Genomic DNA, 15202 nt, shown 5'->3' with positions numbered 1-15202 from the left:
GCGTGGGGTGCTGATGATGTACCTCAGTTTAGGCTCGTGCAAAGATGTGCTCCGGTTTACCTTCAGCTACCAGCTCGCCGTCCTCAAGCAGCACAGCCCTATCAGCCAGGGAAGCGATACGGGCATCGTGGGAGATGATAATGACGGCCCGCCCCCGCATGACAGCGGCCAGGGACTGGCGGGCATCGGCCAGTTCCAACTGGGTGGTAGACTCATCCAGAATGACAGCGTGGGGGTTAGCCACCACGATACGGGCCAGGCCCAGCTGCTGAATCTGGTCGCGGGTGAGCTCTGTGGAGCCACCTCCCACCTGGCTCTCTAGGCCTTCTGGCAGGTCATCGACCCAGGTGGCACCCACCGAGCGGAGGGCGGCTAGAACCTGCTCGTCACCTGCATCGGGGGCAGCCACCCGCATGTTTTCTGCCAGGGTGCCGACAAAAACGTGGGCCTCCTGGGTGCAAATGAGTAGGGCGGGGCGGCCGCTGGCATCGGGCTGAGTGGGGTAGAGCCCGTTACCCACCAGATGATCCCCCACCTGCACAGTGCCCCTATCGGCAGTCAGGGACCCGGCAATCAGGCGGGCTAGGGTGGTCTTACCCGAGCCGGAGCGTCCTACCAGGGCAAGGCTCTCCCCCGCCACCAGCTGCAAATCCACTCCCTTAATGACGGGGGCGGACGGGTCATACCCGTAGGTCACGCCCTGTAGGTCGATGACCGGGGCGGACGCACCCCGCACAGTCTGGTCTACCTGGGCAGCTTTTTGCCCTGCGGCCCGGCGGGCCTGCTGCTGGTGGGAGAGGTCAATGACGCCGAAGACGCGGCCCATGGTCACGGTCATTTCGCGCAGGCGGTCCAGCCAGAAAGTGAAGATATCTGAGTTCACCCGCATGGTAAAGAGCATGATTGAGGCGGTTGCGACATCGCCCCAGGTCGCCCAGCCCTGCTCAACACAGTAGGCGCCCCAAACCATGGAGAGCACCAGGGGCAGGAAGGAATTGAAGGCATCCACCGCCCAAAAGACGGAGCGCACCACGACCATGCGGTCGCTCACCTCAAAAGTGCGCCAGATACGATCCTGCTGAACTTTAGAGCGGGCTTCACCGATTCCCAGTTCGCTCACTGTGGCAGCCCCGCGAATGTTCTCGGTGGCTACCACGGTCAAATCACTGACTGCCTCGGTCTTTTCCCGGGTGAGCTGAGCGATACGGGGTAAGAAAATTCTCAGCATGATAGTCATGACGATGAACAGGGGAACTGTCACCAGGCCGATAGCCGGGTTGACGGTAAAAATCGTGACCGCAGTTATCAGCATATAGATGCTGATATGGGCAAATTCAGGCAGGCCTGTGGCCAGCACCTGGCGGACGCTATCGACGTCGTCCGTCAGACGGGCTACCAGGTCGCCAGAGCCCGCGTCCTCAACGGTCTGGGCGTCCAGATGTAGGGAAGCCCCAACCAGGTCAATACCCAAATCGCGGTTGAGCCGCACACCCATTTTCTGGCCCTGGAAGGTCCAGGCACGGGCCAGCAGGGCACCGGCCAGTACAGCAGCACCGATAACCGCCAGCTCTGCCCAGGGGTAGCCGGTCAGCTGCCCGGTCGTAGCCCGGTCAATGAGCTGACCCACCATAATTGGGGTAATCAGGGTTGCCACGGAACTAGCCACGAACAGAAGCACCAGCAGAACCAGCTGCCAGGGGGTCTTGAAAATGGACCTGGCCAGCAGCCGCCAGGTGGTCTTACCGTCGGTAATGGGGAGGAGGTTAGCCACGGGCCTCACCTGCTTTCAGTCGTCGCTCAACCTCCATGGTGGTTGAGACCAGGTAGATCTGGCGGATGTGTTCGAGGGGGCCGGGTTTGCCCGTCAGCGCTTCGAGCTGGTTGAGGATGAACTTCTGGCTGGGTTCATCCACCGAGTTCAGGGGCTCGGTGAGCACCAGGACGGACGCCGGCTGGGCCAGGGCCCGGGCCAGGGCCAGGCGTTGCCGCTGGCCCCCCGATAGGTTGGTCCCTTCGGAGGCCAGGGTACTGGCCAGGTAGCTCTCGGGATCACGGCCGCCCAGGCGGAAGGCAATTTCTTCGGAGTCGGTGATCTTCAAGAGTTCAATCATGTGCTCCCGACTCAGCCCCTCCGTGCCCATCTGCAGGTGCTCAGCCAGGGAGCCTGCAAAGATCATGGGGTTGGGTTCTGAGAGCAGGACGCGCTCGCCCCCGGTGAGGACGCCTGCCGCCTGTTCCCCGCCCGGGGCAGGTTGTGCTTGGCGCAGGGCTTCGGTCAGAGCTTCGGCGTAGTCCTGGGCAGGCAACCCGGCTTCGCGCGGGTTGATGTAGTGAACCGGAGTGCTGGCCCGGGGAATCTCAATCAGCGCCTGCCCTGCTTGTGTCCTTGGAACCGGGGCGGGGGCGTCCTTATCTTCTACCTGAGAGTTAGCCTCAACCTCAGCTGCAAGTCTATCTACGCGTTTGAGGGCGATACGGGCGTTACGCCAGGAGAAGAGCAGCATCTCCACCGACCAGATGGGGCCGGTTAGGGTGTTAATCAGACCGACCACCGTGACCAGCTGACCGGCGGGTACCTCAGTTATCCAAGTGCCCTCAGGGGCAGCCCCACGCAGGGCCAGGGCGATAACTACCCAGGTCACGGTTCCCACCAGCAGATTGCGCACAGCATAGGACCAGGTCTGCACGCTCTCCAGACGAATCTGGGAGGTGTAGACGTCCTGGGCTGTTGCCCCGTAGCGGTCCATCATGCGGCGCTGGGCACCCAAGCCCAAAATAGTGCGAATAGACGAGGCAATATCAGAGGCGCGGGAGGTAGAGACACCCACCTTGTCACGGAAAACGTCTGCGTGTTTTTCCAGGAGTTTAGAAATCCAGGTGAGGGTCAGCATGGTGAGAATCAGCCCTCCCAGGGCTACCACCGCAATCGCCGGGCTGATACGCCAGAGCTGCCAGGTGCCCAGGGCCGTCACCCCCACGGCAGAAAATGCCAGAATCATGGGCTGCCACATTTGGGCCATTGCCCGGGCGTCCTTATTCAAAATCGCAATGAGGGCACCGGTATCGCGGTTGGGGCTGCGGGAGATTAGGTGGGCGATGTAGAGCCTCCAGTCCCTCTCGATGCGGGCTACTACCCTAAAGGTGATGCCCCAGCCCACAAATTCAACGATCGACAGGTAGACCACTACGCCCACTAACAGCCAGACCAGCCGCCAGGCAGCTGCCTCATCACCGGAGGTATGCAGGTCAATAATCGTGCCCACCAGAACCGGCAGGAAGACCAGGGCGAGGGAGGTCAGAATATCGAGGGGAAAGGGCAGAAAGAAGAGGGGCCGCCAGCGGAAACCCGGCGGGGCGATACGGAACTTAACTTTTTCTTTCGGCGGTTTCGTCTTTTTCTCGTCAGTTATCTCAGCCATGCGGCTACTCTCTCAACGTGTATGCGTGTGTGAAATCTTGAGGTGGGTAAACCCGCAAGGCATAAAAATACCTACCGGGCCCAATCAGTCCCAGTAGGTTTGAAATAGGTCAGGAGCAGAAACCCATCATGCTGGTCAAGCGATAAGAGATGAGCGCACCTTAGGCCTTGCTACCCACGGGGAGGCTGGTGAAGGGAATAGTTTGATTATTCAATTCAAGGCCTCCTTTCGTGAGTTAGTTATGCGGTTAAGTCTGTGCACAACTGTAAACTATGGACAGCAGGTTTGACAAGCGTCACATCAGATTTATGGTTGACGGGTCTACTAAACTAGATAACATCATGAAGATTCTTCAGCACCTCTCCCCCTCACTTGCCGACTCCACCAAACGCTATTTCCGCGGTGATTTTGCCTCAAACCCGCTCACCGGCGACGAAGCCTACGAAGCGTTTACTGACTGGATTGCCAGCCGTGGCATGGAGCTCTACCCTGCCCAGGACGAGGCCGTCCTTGAGCTGGCCGCCGGCAACAACGTCATTCTGGCCACCCCCACCGGGTCGGGTAAGTCTACCGTTGCGGTGGCTGCCCACTTTATGGGCCTGGCAAGCGGGCAGCGCTCCTACTACACCGCCCCCATCAAAGCCCTGGTGTCTGAGAAGTTCTTTGATCTCTGTGAGATTTTTGGGGCTGAGAATGTGGGGATGGTGACCGGCGATTCGTCCATTAACGCTGACGCCCCTATTGTCTGCTGTACTGCCGAGATTCTGGCCAATGTGGTCTTACGGGAGGGTGAGGGCGCTGACCTGACCCAGGTAGTCATGGACGAGTTCCATTTCTATTCTGACCCCCAGCGCGGGTGGGCCTGGCAGGCTCCCCTACTTGATCTGCCGCAGGCCCAGTTCCTGCTCATGAGCGCGACCCTGGGCGATACCAGCCGCTTCGAAAAGGAACTGACGGAACTCACCGGCCGCGCGACCGTCCTTGTCACCAGCGAAACCCGGCCCATTCCGCTCAACTATTCCTACTCCCGCGAGCCCCTGGTTGAGAAGGTGGACGAACTGGTGTCCACCCACCAGGCCCCGGTCTACATTGTGCATTTCTCCCAGCTTCAGGCCATTGATACAGCCGCTTCCCTCATGAGCCTGGCTATTGCCTCTAAGGAGGAGAAGGAGCGTATCAACGAGCTGACGGCTGGCTTCCGCTACTCGGCGGGCTTTGGTAAGCAGCTGCAGAAGTACATCAAGAACGGGATCGGTATTCACCACGCCGGTATGCTGCCCAAGTACCGCCGCCTGGTCGAGCAGCTGGCCCAGGCGGGCCTGCTCAAGGTGATCTGCGGTACCGATACCTTGGGCGTCGGCATTAACGTGCCCATTCGTACCGTCCTGATTACTGCCCTGTCAAAGTTTGACGGGCAGCGCACTCGTCGCCTCAAGTCCCGTGAGTTCCACCAGATTGCAGGACGCGCAGGCCGGGCGGGCTTTGACACGGCCGGGTATGTGGTGGTTCAGGCCCCCGAACACGAGATTGAGAACGACCGGCTTGAGGCCAAGGCCCGGGAGAAGTTCAATGGGGACGAGAAGAAGATGGCCCAGTCCCTACGCGGCAAAAAGAAAAAGGCCCCCGAGGGGTTTGTGGCCTGGAGTGAGAAGACCTTTGAGCAGATCATTGCCGCAGAGCCTGAGCCGCTGACCTCGTCCTTCCAGCTGACCCACTCCATGATGTTGAATATGCTGCAGCGGGAGGCTGACCCCTTTGAGACGGTCATGCTCTTTTTGACGGCCAACCATGAGACGCCCGTCAAGCAGCGGGCCTTGAAGCGTAAGGCCATTGGTATCTACCGGGAGCTGCTCAACGGGGGTGTGGTGGAGCGCCTGCCAGAGCCCGACGAGTTCGGCCGCACCGTGCGACTGACCGTCTCGCTGCAAGAGAACTTTGCCCTGAACCAGCCGCTCTCCCCCTTTGCGCTGGCTTCCCTGTCCCTGTTGGATATGGAGTCAGAATCCTATGCCCTCGATGCAGTGTCGGTGATCGAGTCCACCCTGGAAAAGCCCCGCCAGGTGCTGATTGGTCAAGAGAAGAAGGCCAAGAGTGAGGCCCTGGCTGAGATGAAGGCTGAGGGGATGGACTACAACGAGCGCATGGCTGAGCTCGACAAAATCACCTACCCCCAGCCCCTCGCTGACCTGCTAGAACAGGCTTTTGAGACCTACTCGGCGGGTGCTCCTTTCATGAAGGAGTTTGAGGTTGAGCCCAAGAGCGTGGTGCGCGATATGTACGAGCGGGCCATGGGCTTTGGTGACTATGTGCAGTTTTACGGGCTGGAGCGATCCGAGGGTATCCTACTGCGCTACCTGTCGGACGCTTATAAGGCCCTGCGCCAGACCGTGCCCCTATCTGCCCTGACCGATGAGCTCACCGACGTGATCGAGTGGCTGGGCGAGGTTATCCGCCAGACCGACTCCTCACTGGTGGACGAGTGGGAACGCCTAGCTGCCGGTGAAGAAGGCACCCCCGTTCAGGACTCACTCGAAGAGCTCGTTGCTGAGTCTGCCCCCAAGGTGACGAGCAACGTCCGCGCCTTTAAGGTGATGGTGCGCAATGCTCTCTTCCGCCGGGTGGAGCTCTTTGCGGACGAGCGCGACCGTCTGCTGGGCGAGCTGGACGGTGAGCGTTCGGGTTGGGACGCCGACCGCTGGGCTGAGGCCATGGATGACTACTTTGAGGAGTATGAGGATATCTATACGGACGCCGAGGCCCGCTCCCCGCGCCTGATTGAGATTGACGACGACACGGCTGCCCACCCCGGGGTGTGGAAGGTCCGTCAGGTCTTTGCCGACCCCGACGACAACCACGATTTCGGGATTGTCGCCCGGGTCGACCTTGCTGCCTCTGACGAGGAAGGCGCGCCCGTAATAATAATTCTAAAAGTTGGTGATTTTAATGAATAAACAGGTTAAACACATGTTAACATCCTCGTCCGAAATAGATTACAGCAAACCAATTCCCAAGTTTTCAAAACAACTATTCCAACAATTAGAAACTTTTGGGTTTTCAAATAACCCGATGGCATTAGCAGCTATATTTGATTTGATAATTTCTGCAAGCTATATTCAGAATTCAAAAAACGGAAATTGGAAATACTGCCCTAACTCAAATTTTGAGGAAGGAAAAACTGCGGTTTACCCTTTTGTAAGTTGCTGCCCAGCATGCCTCAATAAAGGAACAATTTTTTATATTGAATCAAATAAGCCACAATCTGCAATCATCGGGAAAAGCACAAGCGAAGCTCTTGTTGCCCTTTATCACCAGATTTCACTCAAAAATAATAAAGATTGCAAATTTTATTTAATTCCAGGTAGTGCAGTAGTTGATGCCGCACTCACTGTAGACGATAAGACAATTTTGTTTGAAATAAAATCATCACCTCTAATATCATTTCCAATGATCGCGAAGTCTGACCCACTCTATAGGACAAACGAAATCGGTGAGGATATTGCTGAGACAAACCACGAAAAACACTACATGCCATCAAATGTTGATGTGTTCCTTGTTTTTGGTGATTCACTGAAAATAAACCTAGGAAACTTTGGGAAATTGAAAAATGGAGATCATTTTGGAAAAATACTTGAATGGTTTTCCAATATAGATAATTGTAGAAATTATTTACATTTCTGGCAGAGTCTCTATGTAGGATACATTGATAAATCAAAAAGAACTAAATACCACTGGCTAACTAATGGCTGCGGAGTGCCGCATCCTAGGCCAGACGATTGGCCTGCTCGAGCCACAAGTGGATTCCTATCAATTAGCGACGGAAAAAACGCGGTAGGAATGGATCGAACTGACGACCTTAAAAAGGGAATTTACCAGGTACTAAAAATTTCAACTAACTACAAGTCAAAAGATTCACAAAATATTTACGCAGCCTTGCTATCTAATATACATGCAGTCAGGCATCATTCTGATTACATTTCCAATTTAGAAGACATCGTTTGGGCAAATACAAAAGAGAACATTCCTACGATATCAGACGAAAGCATCACCTTTAATCGGCATTTAGTTTATAATTTATTTGATGGTATAATAAATTTCACCGAACCGCATTTTAAAGATGAGTTTGTAAAGGATATTCTTAAAATTGGAAAATGATCGATTGCATACCTACAGCAATAACTCACCGTTAGTTACCGAAAGAATACGTCATCTCCCTATAGGCGGAAGAATGAAAGATATTCCTGAGCACCTCTGGCATAAATCATATATCAGAGTGGGTGATAAAAAAACAGGTGGACCAAATTTGCGCCTGCTCAGACTTGACCCAAATCTTCCATCAAATACAGTAACCGCATTTATTTTCAATAAATTTGCGCACCCTTTTGAAGATAGATATATTACCCCTCGCGAAGCCGCAAGATTACAACAATTTCCTGATTCACATATTTTCCAGGGGCCAATTACAAGTATCCAATTACAAATTGGCAACGCAGTTCCAGTTGGCCTTGCTGAGGCAGTAGCCGGACATATTCACACTTCCATTAGTGAATTTAGTCATTCAAAAAATAAAGCTGTTTCATTATTTTCTGGGGCTGGAGGTATGGATCTTGGATTTTCAAAATTTTTTCATATTGAAATTGCAGTTGAAATAGATAAGCATGCAAGCAATACACTAGCCAGAAATTTTAAAAATGTAACCGTGATAAATGGTGATATTTCAGAAATTAATTTTGCGGTAGATGACAAATTAAATAATGTAGATCTAGTCTTTGGTGGCCCCCCATGCCAGCCCTTCAGCTACGCAGGAAAGCAAAAAGGCATTTCAGATCCACGCGGATCTCTGGTTACTGAATTTTTGCGAGCAGTTTCCGAATTAAAACCGCGAGCCTTCGTTCTTGAAAATGTACCGGGACTACTCACAAACGCCAAGGGAGGAGCTTTAAAATTTATTATTGATGAATCACAAAAAATTGGGTACACATGTGAATACTTTATTTTAAACGCAACAGATTATGGTGTCCCCCAATCACGAAAAAGACTATTTATTATTGGTCAACCGAACGAAAATTTCTCTGCCATAGGTGCACCAAATCCTACTCATAGTAGGCCTGGATTGCAAGGCGACCTTCTGCTACACCCTACAGTTACAGTTGGTGATGCATTTAAAGATCTACCTCCTGCTAAACCTCGAAATTAATTTCCTTATGAGGTCATTAAATACTTCAACATTTTTAGCTAAACATCTTAGATTTAAATAACTACAATAGCAGTAAATATATCCAGGTCTAACCCGGCTAGTAAAAACTATCTTCAGAGAATTCAATATCCATATTTTAGAATCCCCACGACCGGTTAGCTTACCTCTCGATGGGTAAGCAGTTTAGCTGTGAGCCTACACCACCTACCCTTTTCAATAAATTTCAAGAAGTACCCTGGCTTTAAGCAAGGAGGGTGTTTTTGTTGTATACCAGACACACGATGTCAGGAATAGTACACCGAGCAGGGCAAATAACCCAGGTATAATTTTTACTCCCGTTCCATAACGCCTTCAAGTCCTTTGAGGAGCTTGCGGGTTTCCTGCCATCGACCCTGTTTCAAGGCCCGGCTAACTGCTGATTGATAGGTCACCAAATGCTGGGCTATTTCCTGCCGTGTAAACCCCTAACTATACAGCTCCCCCATCATCTGCCAAGATTCACTTCGCTCTTGTTCCAGTCCCATCACCAGCTGCAAATTTGCTTCAACCAAGCAGCTCAGGTGCGTCCCACTCTCATAGGCAATGTTCCCCGACGACTTCTTTGCCCGTTCAATAGCACGTCTTGCGTTCCTGTAGGCTACCCCGTTGCCTTCTTGTGCGCTGTTGGGCAGAGGCTCATCGACCTGGCCAGCACCAATTCCAATGTGCCAGGTACCCTGACGCGCCAATATGAGGGTTGAATCCAGAAGGCTCTTCGTATCATCAAATTCGGCCTGGGCCTCGTCGCCCGCAGTTCTCTGAAAATCGCGCAAGGCGCCGAACGCGCCCAGCTTTGCTTCTAGCGGCCGAATCAGATCAACGACTGAAGAAGTTGAATCGCACTGATCAATCGTCATAACAAACAGATATAACACTATGCTGTTATATCTGAGGATATAACAGCATAGTGTTATCTTTTTTGCTTCATTCCTCCTAGGCAAGCCCCCGCCGCTTCAACAGCGGGGCCGTATCAGCTGTACGTCCGGTCATGGCTTTGAAGCTCTCGGGGATGGGCTGGGTGCCGCCGACCGCCAGAATATGGCGGCGGAAGGCGTCCCCATTCTCCCTCGTCAACCCACCATTAGCCTCATACCAGGCCACCGTATCCGCGTCGAACACCTCCGCCCACAGGTAGGAGTAGTAGCCCGCCGCGTACCCGCCACTAAAGGTATGGTTCAGGTAGCTCGTGCGGTAGCGGGACTCCACTAACTCATGCCAAAGCCCCATCTGCCGCAGGGCCTGCTCCTCAAAAGCCCTCGGATCCTGCACCGGGGCAGCGTCCCGCTGGGCAGGTAGCTTATGCCAGGCCCAGTCCAGGGCGGCAGCACGCAGGTACTCCACCGTAGCCTGCCCCTGCCCCCACTGGTCAGCGTTTTGCACAGCCTCAATCAGGTGGGCAGGCACCGGCTCCCCCGTCTGATAATGCACCGCATAATGGGGCAGAATCTCCGGGTGCAACATCCACATCTCATTGACCTGGCTGGGGTACTCCACGATGTCCCGTTCCACATTGGTCCCAGACAGCGACCGGTACTGGGTGTCAGAGAGCAGGCCGTGCAGGGCATGCCCGAACTCGTGGAAGAGGGTATTAACCTCATCAAAGGTAACAAAAGCAGGCTGACCCTCAGCCGGGGCCGGAATGTTCAAATTATTGACCACCACCGGGCGGGTACCCTCAGCCCTGGACTGGTCCACCAGGGTGTTCATCCAGGCCCCGCCGCGCTTAGTATCACGAGTAAAGAAATCCCCCAGGAAGAGGCCTAAGGGGCTGCCGTCGGCGTCGAAAACCTCCCAGATTCGCACCTGCTCATGGTAGCCAACAAGGTCAGGACGTTCGGTGAAGCTCAGCCCGTAAACCCGGTGGGCGGCGTAGAAAACCCCGTCAACGAGCACCCGGTTGAGCTCAAAATAGGGTTGGAGGGCCTCAAGATCAAGGGAGAACTGCCTGGCCTTGGCTTTTTCTGAGTAGTAGGCCCAGTCCCAGGGTTCGAGCTTGTCAATGCCATCCTCTGCTGCCAGGTCAGCCAGTATTTGGGCCTCCCGGTCAGCATTCTGCATAGCGGGTTCAATGGTTTGGGCAAAGAGGTGTTCGACGGCCTCGGGGGTGCCTGCTGTGCGGTCGGCGACGGCCAGGGCGGCGTAGGAGTCGAAGCCGAGCAGGGCGGCTTTCTGGGCGCGGAGGGCCGCAATCTCAGCTGCCATGCCCCAGGTTGCTTGGCCCCGCTCGACGCTGGCTGTGTAGAGGCGCTGACGGGTTTCCCGGTTGCTCAGGTTGGCAAGGGGCGGCTGCTGGGTAAAGAGTTCGAGGGTGAGCAGCCACCCTGAATCGTGCCCTGCCGCGCTGGCAGCCGCGCGGGCGGCGTCCTTACTGGAGGCCGGAAGGCCAGCCAGGTCGGCCTCGTCGGTGATCAGGACGGCCGCCGCGTTCAGGTCCCGGGTGACCTGCTGGCTGTAGGCGGTTTGGGCCTGGGCGATCGCCAGGTTGAGGCGGGCGAGTTCCTCCCGGTCAGCCTCGGTGAGGGCGGCACCGGCCAGGGTGAAGTTTTGGTGGAGTTTTTCGGTGAGGCGAATCTGTTCGTCGGTCAGCCCCGCCTGGTGGCGGCCGCGGTAGACGGCGTCGAGCTTGGAGTAGATAGCGGGGTTCAGGTAGAGGTCGTTCTCAAGCTGGGTGAGTTTTTCGGTGATTGTGGTTTCGAGTTCCAGGCGGTCGGGGGTGCCGTCCGCCCACACCAGGTTATGGAAGATTTTGGTGGCCCGTTCGAGGGTGTCGCTGGGGCGTTCAAGGAGGGCAACCACGTTCTCGAAGGTGGGCTCGTCGGTGAGCTCTGCGATTCGGGTGTAGTTTGCGCGGGCTTCAGCCAGGCCGGTTTCGATAGCTGGCAGGAAGTGGTCGGTGGTGATCGCCGCGAAGTCGGGTAGCTGGTAGGGCAGGGAAGATTCTGTGAGCAGGGGATTGTGTGTCATACACAATAGGTTACTGCACGCGAGGGCTTCCAGGTGGCTGATGTACATTTTCATCTCTTGTGCCCGAAATACATGTCATACGGTATGTAGTTGGGGCGGACGGGGTGTAGTTCGGTGTGAGCGAATAGGCCGGTTTTGGCGACGGGTAGGTGGGCCGGGGGTATCCGTTACCTCCCCTCACAGGGTCACATTAGAACATCTTAGGTAAGCCCTCACAGCCAAGATCGGGCAGCTAGGGTAGCCTATCGGTAGAAGAAAGACCTTACCTTGCGTGCAAAGGAGCCCCATGCCTACCCACCCCCGCCTGCCCCAGCCGACCCACCGCGTCGGCGTCACCCACACCATTGACTCCCTCAAGCTCATTGACCACTGGTTCACCGTGCCCATGACCCACGGGTTGATTTACGGCAAGGGTGAAGCGGCAGCCTTGGAATCCCGCTTTGCTAACCAGACCATCACCGTCTTTGCCCGCGAAGTCATTGACACTTCTGACGCCCTGACTACCCCCGTCGATGAGCGCCCCTACATGGTCTACCTGCAGGGCGGCCCCGGCGGCAAGAGCCCCCGCCCTATCTCTGAAGGCGGCTGGGTGCAGGAACTCGCCAAGACCCACCGCCTGATCCTGCTGGACCAGCGCGGCACCGGCAATTCCACCCCGCTCTCTGCCCGCGTCATCACCGCCCAAGGCAGCCCCGAGGTACAGGCTGAGTTCTGCGAGCTCTTCCGCGCCGACTCCATCATTGCCGACGCCGAGGTCGTCCGCGAATTCCTGCTGGCAGACCGCACAGACAAGCGCTGGTCGACCATGGGCCAGAGCTTCGGTGGCTTCCTCACCCTCTCCTACTTCTCCTTCGCCCCCGAGTCCATCAAGGACTCCCGCATGACCGCAGGGCTGGCCCCCATTCGCTCCCACGTGGACGACGTCTACCGCTCCACCCTAGACCGCATGAAGGAGCGCACCGAGGAATACTACAGCTGGTACCCCGAAGACAGGGAGCTGGCCGTCCGGATCAGTGAGCACCTGGCCAAGAACGAGGAATACCTACCCACCGGCGAGCGCCTTACCCCGCACCGCTTCCAGATGCTGGGCAATATTTTGGGAGGTAACGGCCGGGCCAGGGGTCTGCACTATGTTCTGGAATCGGCTTTCGCTGAATCGGAGAGCTGGCTCTCTGACCAGTTCCTAGCGGAGGTCGGCGCCCAGGTCAGCTTCCAGGCTGGCCCCCTCTACGGCCTGCTGCACGAGACGATTTATGCGGACGGCCCCGCCCAAGAGCTGGGTGGCACCTCGCCATCCGCTTCACCGACGAACTGGTCTGCGGCCCGCATGTACGCTGAGCGCCCGGACTTTGCAGAGGACGCCTCTCCCCTGCTGCTGACCGGTGAGCATATCTTCCCCTGGTATTACGAGGAGGACCCGGCCCTGCGTCCGTTAGCTGAAGTTGCCCAGCTGCTGGCTGAGAAGAAGGACTGGGGTCGTCTCTACGACCACGACCAGCTGGCCCGCAACGAGGTGCCCCTGGTTGCAGCGGCCTACGTGCCCGATGTGTACGTGGATTACGCCCACTCAATGAAGACCGCCGAGTTCGTGGGTAACACCCGTGTGTGGACGTCAAAGACCCACCACCATGACGGTCTAGGCGCAGACGGCCCCCTGATTTTGGGCCACCTGAAGAATCTGCTGGCCGATATGCGCTAAGGGAGTTTAACCACACCAAAAAGACCGAGGGGGCAGGTGCCTACCTCGGTCTTTTGTATCTTCAGCAGTGAGTTATGAGGTGTGCTGGCCCTGTTCCCAGGCCCGGTGGGCATCGTTAGCTGCGGAGGTTCCTCGCGTCATGGCAGCTACCACCATGGCGAGGGTGGGAAGAATGAGAAAGGCTAGGCCGGTCGGGATAGTCAGGGTGGTCTGGGCAGCCAGCCCCAGGGCAAGGACGACCGCCGCCCCGGCAAACTGGGCCCAGGCACAGGCCCGCAGGGTAGGAGCAATCGCCTTGTGGGCCGCATACCAGGCGGCGTCTGACTGCATGGTTGCTGTGGTGCGGATTCCCACCAGTCCGTTACGGCTCAGAGTGCCGGCTGCACCCATGCGGGCTAGGGCTAGAAAGAGCCCGCCCAGGAGCAGGAGGCTGAAGACCAGGGGTAGGGACTCAGCGGCAGACATAGGTGCTCCTTTGCAGGTTCAGGCGATGGTGTTAAGGTCAATTCTACTCGAACTGGATGTCTACCTCTAGGGTTCTGGCTTTTATGACGTCCCTCCCCCACGTACAGACTCAGTAACAGAAAGACCGCTGGCCCCTTCCCTCTCGGGATGGGGCCAGCGGTCGTGAAGCCGGGGCGGGCGTCCTAACCTCCACGCATGAGGGCGGACGCCTACTGCCGGTTAGGCGCTGCGCTCGGCGTGAGCGGTGCGGGCCCGGCGAACTAGATCCTGGTACTCGTTCTCAGACTCAATCAGTTCATCGCGGTACTTCTGCGGAATCTCGCGGGACTTAGCCACCTCAGCATCAAGCTTGCTCTGAATCTCAGCACGCTCAGCCTCAGAAGCATCAGCAGGCAGGTTCAGGTACTTCTCAGACAGGGTCTGAACACGCTGGATAGTAGCCAGAGCACGACCCTTCGGGCTGTAAAGAGAAGCCAGAACAGTGATAATCAGAACGCCCACAATAACAGCAAGTGAGAGCTCAATTCCAACTTCAACAACGTGAACCGGCTGGCCATCGTTAACAAACGGCAGCGTGTTGGAATGCAGAGCGTGCAGCAGCAGCTTCACACCGATGAAGGCCAGGATGATAGACAGGCCCCATGAGAGGTAGATCAGGCGGTCCAGCAGGCCGTCAATCAGGAAGTAGAGCTGACGCAGACCCATCAGGGAGAAGGCGGTTGCCGTGAAGACAATGTAGGCTTCCTGGGTCAGACCGAAGATTGCGGGGATAGAGTCCAGGGCGAAGAGGATGTCGGTACCACCGATAGCTACCATGACCAGCAGCATGGGGGTCATGACCTTCTTGCCGTTTTCGATGGTGAAGAGCTTGTCGCCGTCGTAATAGTCAACGGTGTTGAACATCTTCTTGGCCAGGCGGACGACGAAGTTGTTGGCTTCGTCCTCTTCTTCCTTGTCGGTGACTTCACCCTTGATGAGGTTACCGGCGGTGTAAATCAGGACCAGGCCGAAGAGGTAGAAGACCCAGCTCCAGCGCTCAATAGCGGCAGCACCTACCAGAATGAAGGCGGTGCGGGCAATCATGGCGAAGATAATACCGAAGAGTAGAACCTTCTGCTGGTCTTCGCGCGGCACCTTGAAGGAGGCCATGATGATCAGGAAGACGAAGAGGTTATCAACACTCAAAGCCTTTTCGGTGATGTAACCACCGTAGTATTCGGCCGCGAACTGGGGGCCGTCCCAGAAGAGGATGACCAGGCCAAAAGCCAAAGCTAAACCAACATACACAGCCGACCAAACAGCGGCCTCTTTAATGGTGGGTTCATGCGCCTTACGCACATGGAAGAAGAAGTCATAAGCAAGCAGTACCAGGATGAACGCAATCGTAACACCCCACTGCAACCCAGTGATATGCATTGGGAG

At 56.1% G+C, this 15202-nt stretch carries 10 protein-coding genes; 4 read left to right on the top strand and 6 right to left on the bottom strand.

The genetic code is table 11. From position 1 onward, the window contains the following. Positions 1-28 precede the first annotated feature (28 nt). Together ACMXX3_RS06955 and ACMXX3_RS06950 are read right to left on the bottom strand one after the other, a co-directional pair. Complete coding sequence (locus ACMXX3_RS06955; protein WP_421084008.1) at positions 29-1771, bottom strand: ABC transporter ATP-binding protein; 1743 nt, start codon at positions 1769-1771, stop codon at positions 29-31. Continuing rightward, the gene (locus tag ACMXX3_RS06950; protein WP_421084007.1) at positions 1764-3419 is read right to left on the bottom strand and encodes an ABC transporter transmembrane domain-containing protein; all 1656 of its coding nucleotides are present in this window, start codon (positions 3417-3419) and stop codon (positions 1764-1766) included. Before ACMXX3_RS06950 ends, ACMXX3_RS06955 begins: the two co-directional genes overlap by 8 nt. 341 nt (positions 3420-3760) lie before the next feature. On the opposite strand from ACMXX3_RS06950, the gene ACMXX3_RS06945 reads away from it, so the two are divergent. The 3 genes from ACMXX3_RS06945 (at position 3761) to dcm (ending at position 8613) form a co-directional block, all read left to right on the top strand. Next, entirely contained in the window at positions 3761-6370 is a 2610-nt protein-coding gene (locus tag ACMXX3_RS06945) for a DEAD/DEAH box helicase (RefSeq protein WP_421084006.1), read from the top strand. Next, positions 6363-7571: a hypothetical protein gene (locus tag ACMXX3_RS06940; RefSeq protein ID WP_421084005.1), complete on the top strand. Its 1209-nt coding sequence runs from the start codon at positions 6363-6365 to the stop codon at positions 7569-7571. The genes ACMXX3_RS06945 and ACMXX3_RS06940 overlap by 8 nt, the downstream gene beginning before the upstream one ends. Before the next feature lie 73 nt (positions 7572-7644). Beyond that, on the top strand, positions 7645-8613 hold the full coding sequence (dcm, locus tag ACMXX3_RS06935) for a DNA (cytosine-5-)-methyltransferase (protein ID WP_421084004.1): 969 nt from the start codon (positions 7645-7647) through the stop codon (positions 8611-8613). A 464-nt stretch (positions 8614-9077) separates the two neighbouring features. Here dcm and ACMXX3_RS06930 read toward each other — a convergent pair whose 3' ends face one another. After that, positions 9078-9509: a hypothetical protein gene (locus ACMXX3_RS06930; RefSeq protein ID WP_421084003.1), complete on the bottom strand. Its 432-nt coding sequence runs from the start codon at positions 9507-9509 to the stop codon at positions 9078-9080. A gap of 76 nt (positions 9510-9585) precedes the next feature. Further along, positions 9586-11616 (bottom strand): M3 family metallopeptidase, encoded by a 2031-nt coding sequence (locus ACMXX3_RS06925; RefSeq protein ID WP_421084002.1) that lies wholly within the window; start codon positions 11614-11616, stop codon positions 9586-9588. 286 nt (positions 11617-11902) lie between these two features. Between ACMXX3_RS06925 and ACMXX3_RS06920 the strand changes: the two genes are divergently transcribed. Continuing rightward, complete coding sequence (locus tag ACMXX3_RS06920; RefSeq protein WP_421084001.1) at positions 11903-13315, top strand: alpha/beta fold hydrolase; 1413 nt, start codon at positions 11903-11905, stop codon at positions 13313-13315. 72 nt (positions 13316-13387) lie between these two features. Here the strand turns inward: ACMXX3_RS06920 and ACMXX3_RS06915 are convergent, their stop codons facing one another. Next, positions 13388-13780 carry an SdpI family protein gene (locus tag ACMXX3_RS06915; RefSeq protein ID WP_421084000.1) on the bottom strand — a complete coding sequence of 131 codons (393 nt, stop codon included), beginning with the start codon at positions 13778-13780 and terminating at the stop codon, positions 13388-13390. A 219-nt stretch (positions 13781-13999) separates the two neighbouring features. Further along, positions 14000-15196 (bottom strand): TerC family protein, encoded by a 1197-nt coding sequence (locus ACMXX3_RS06910; RefSeq protein ID WP_421083999.1) that lies wholly within the window; start codon positions 15194-15196, stop codon positions 14000-14002. Positions 15197-15202 lie beyond the last annotated feature (6 nt).

Source organism: Rothia nasimurium, from assembly GCF_049068285.1.
GTDB classification, from domain to species: Bacteria; Actinomycetota; Actinomycetes; order Actinomycetales; family Micrococcaceae; genus Rothia; species Rothia nasimurium_I.
This window is presented reverse-complemented; position numbering and strand designations above follow the sequence as displayed.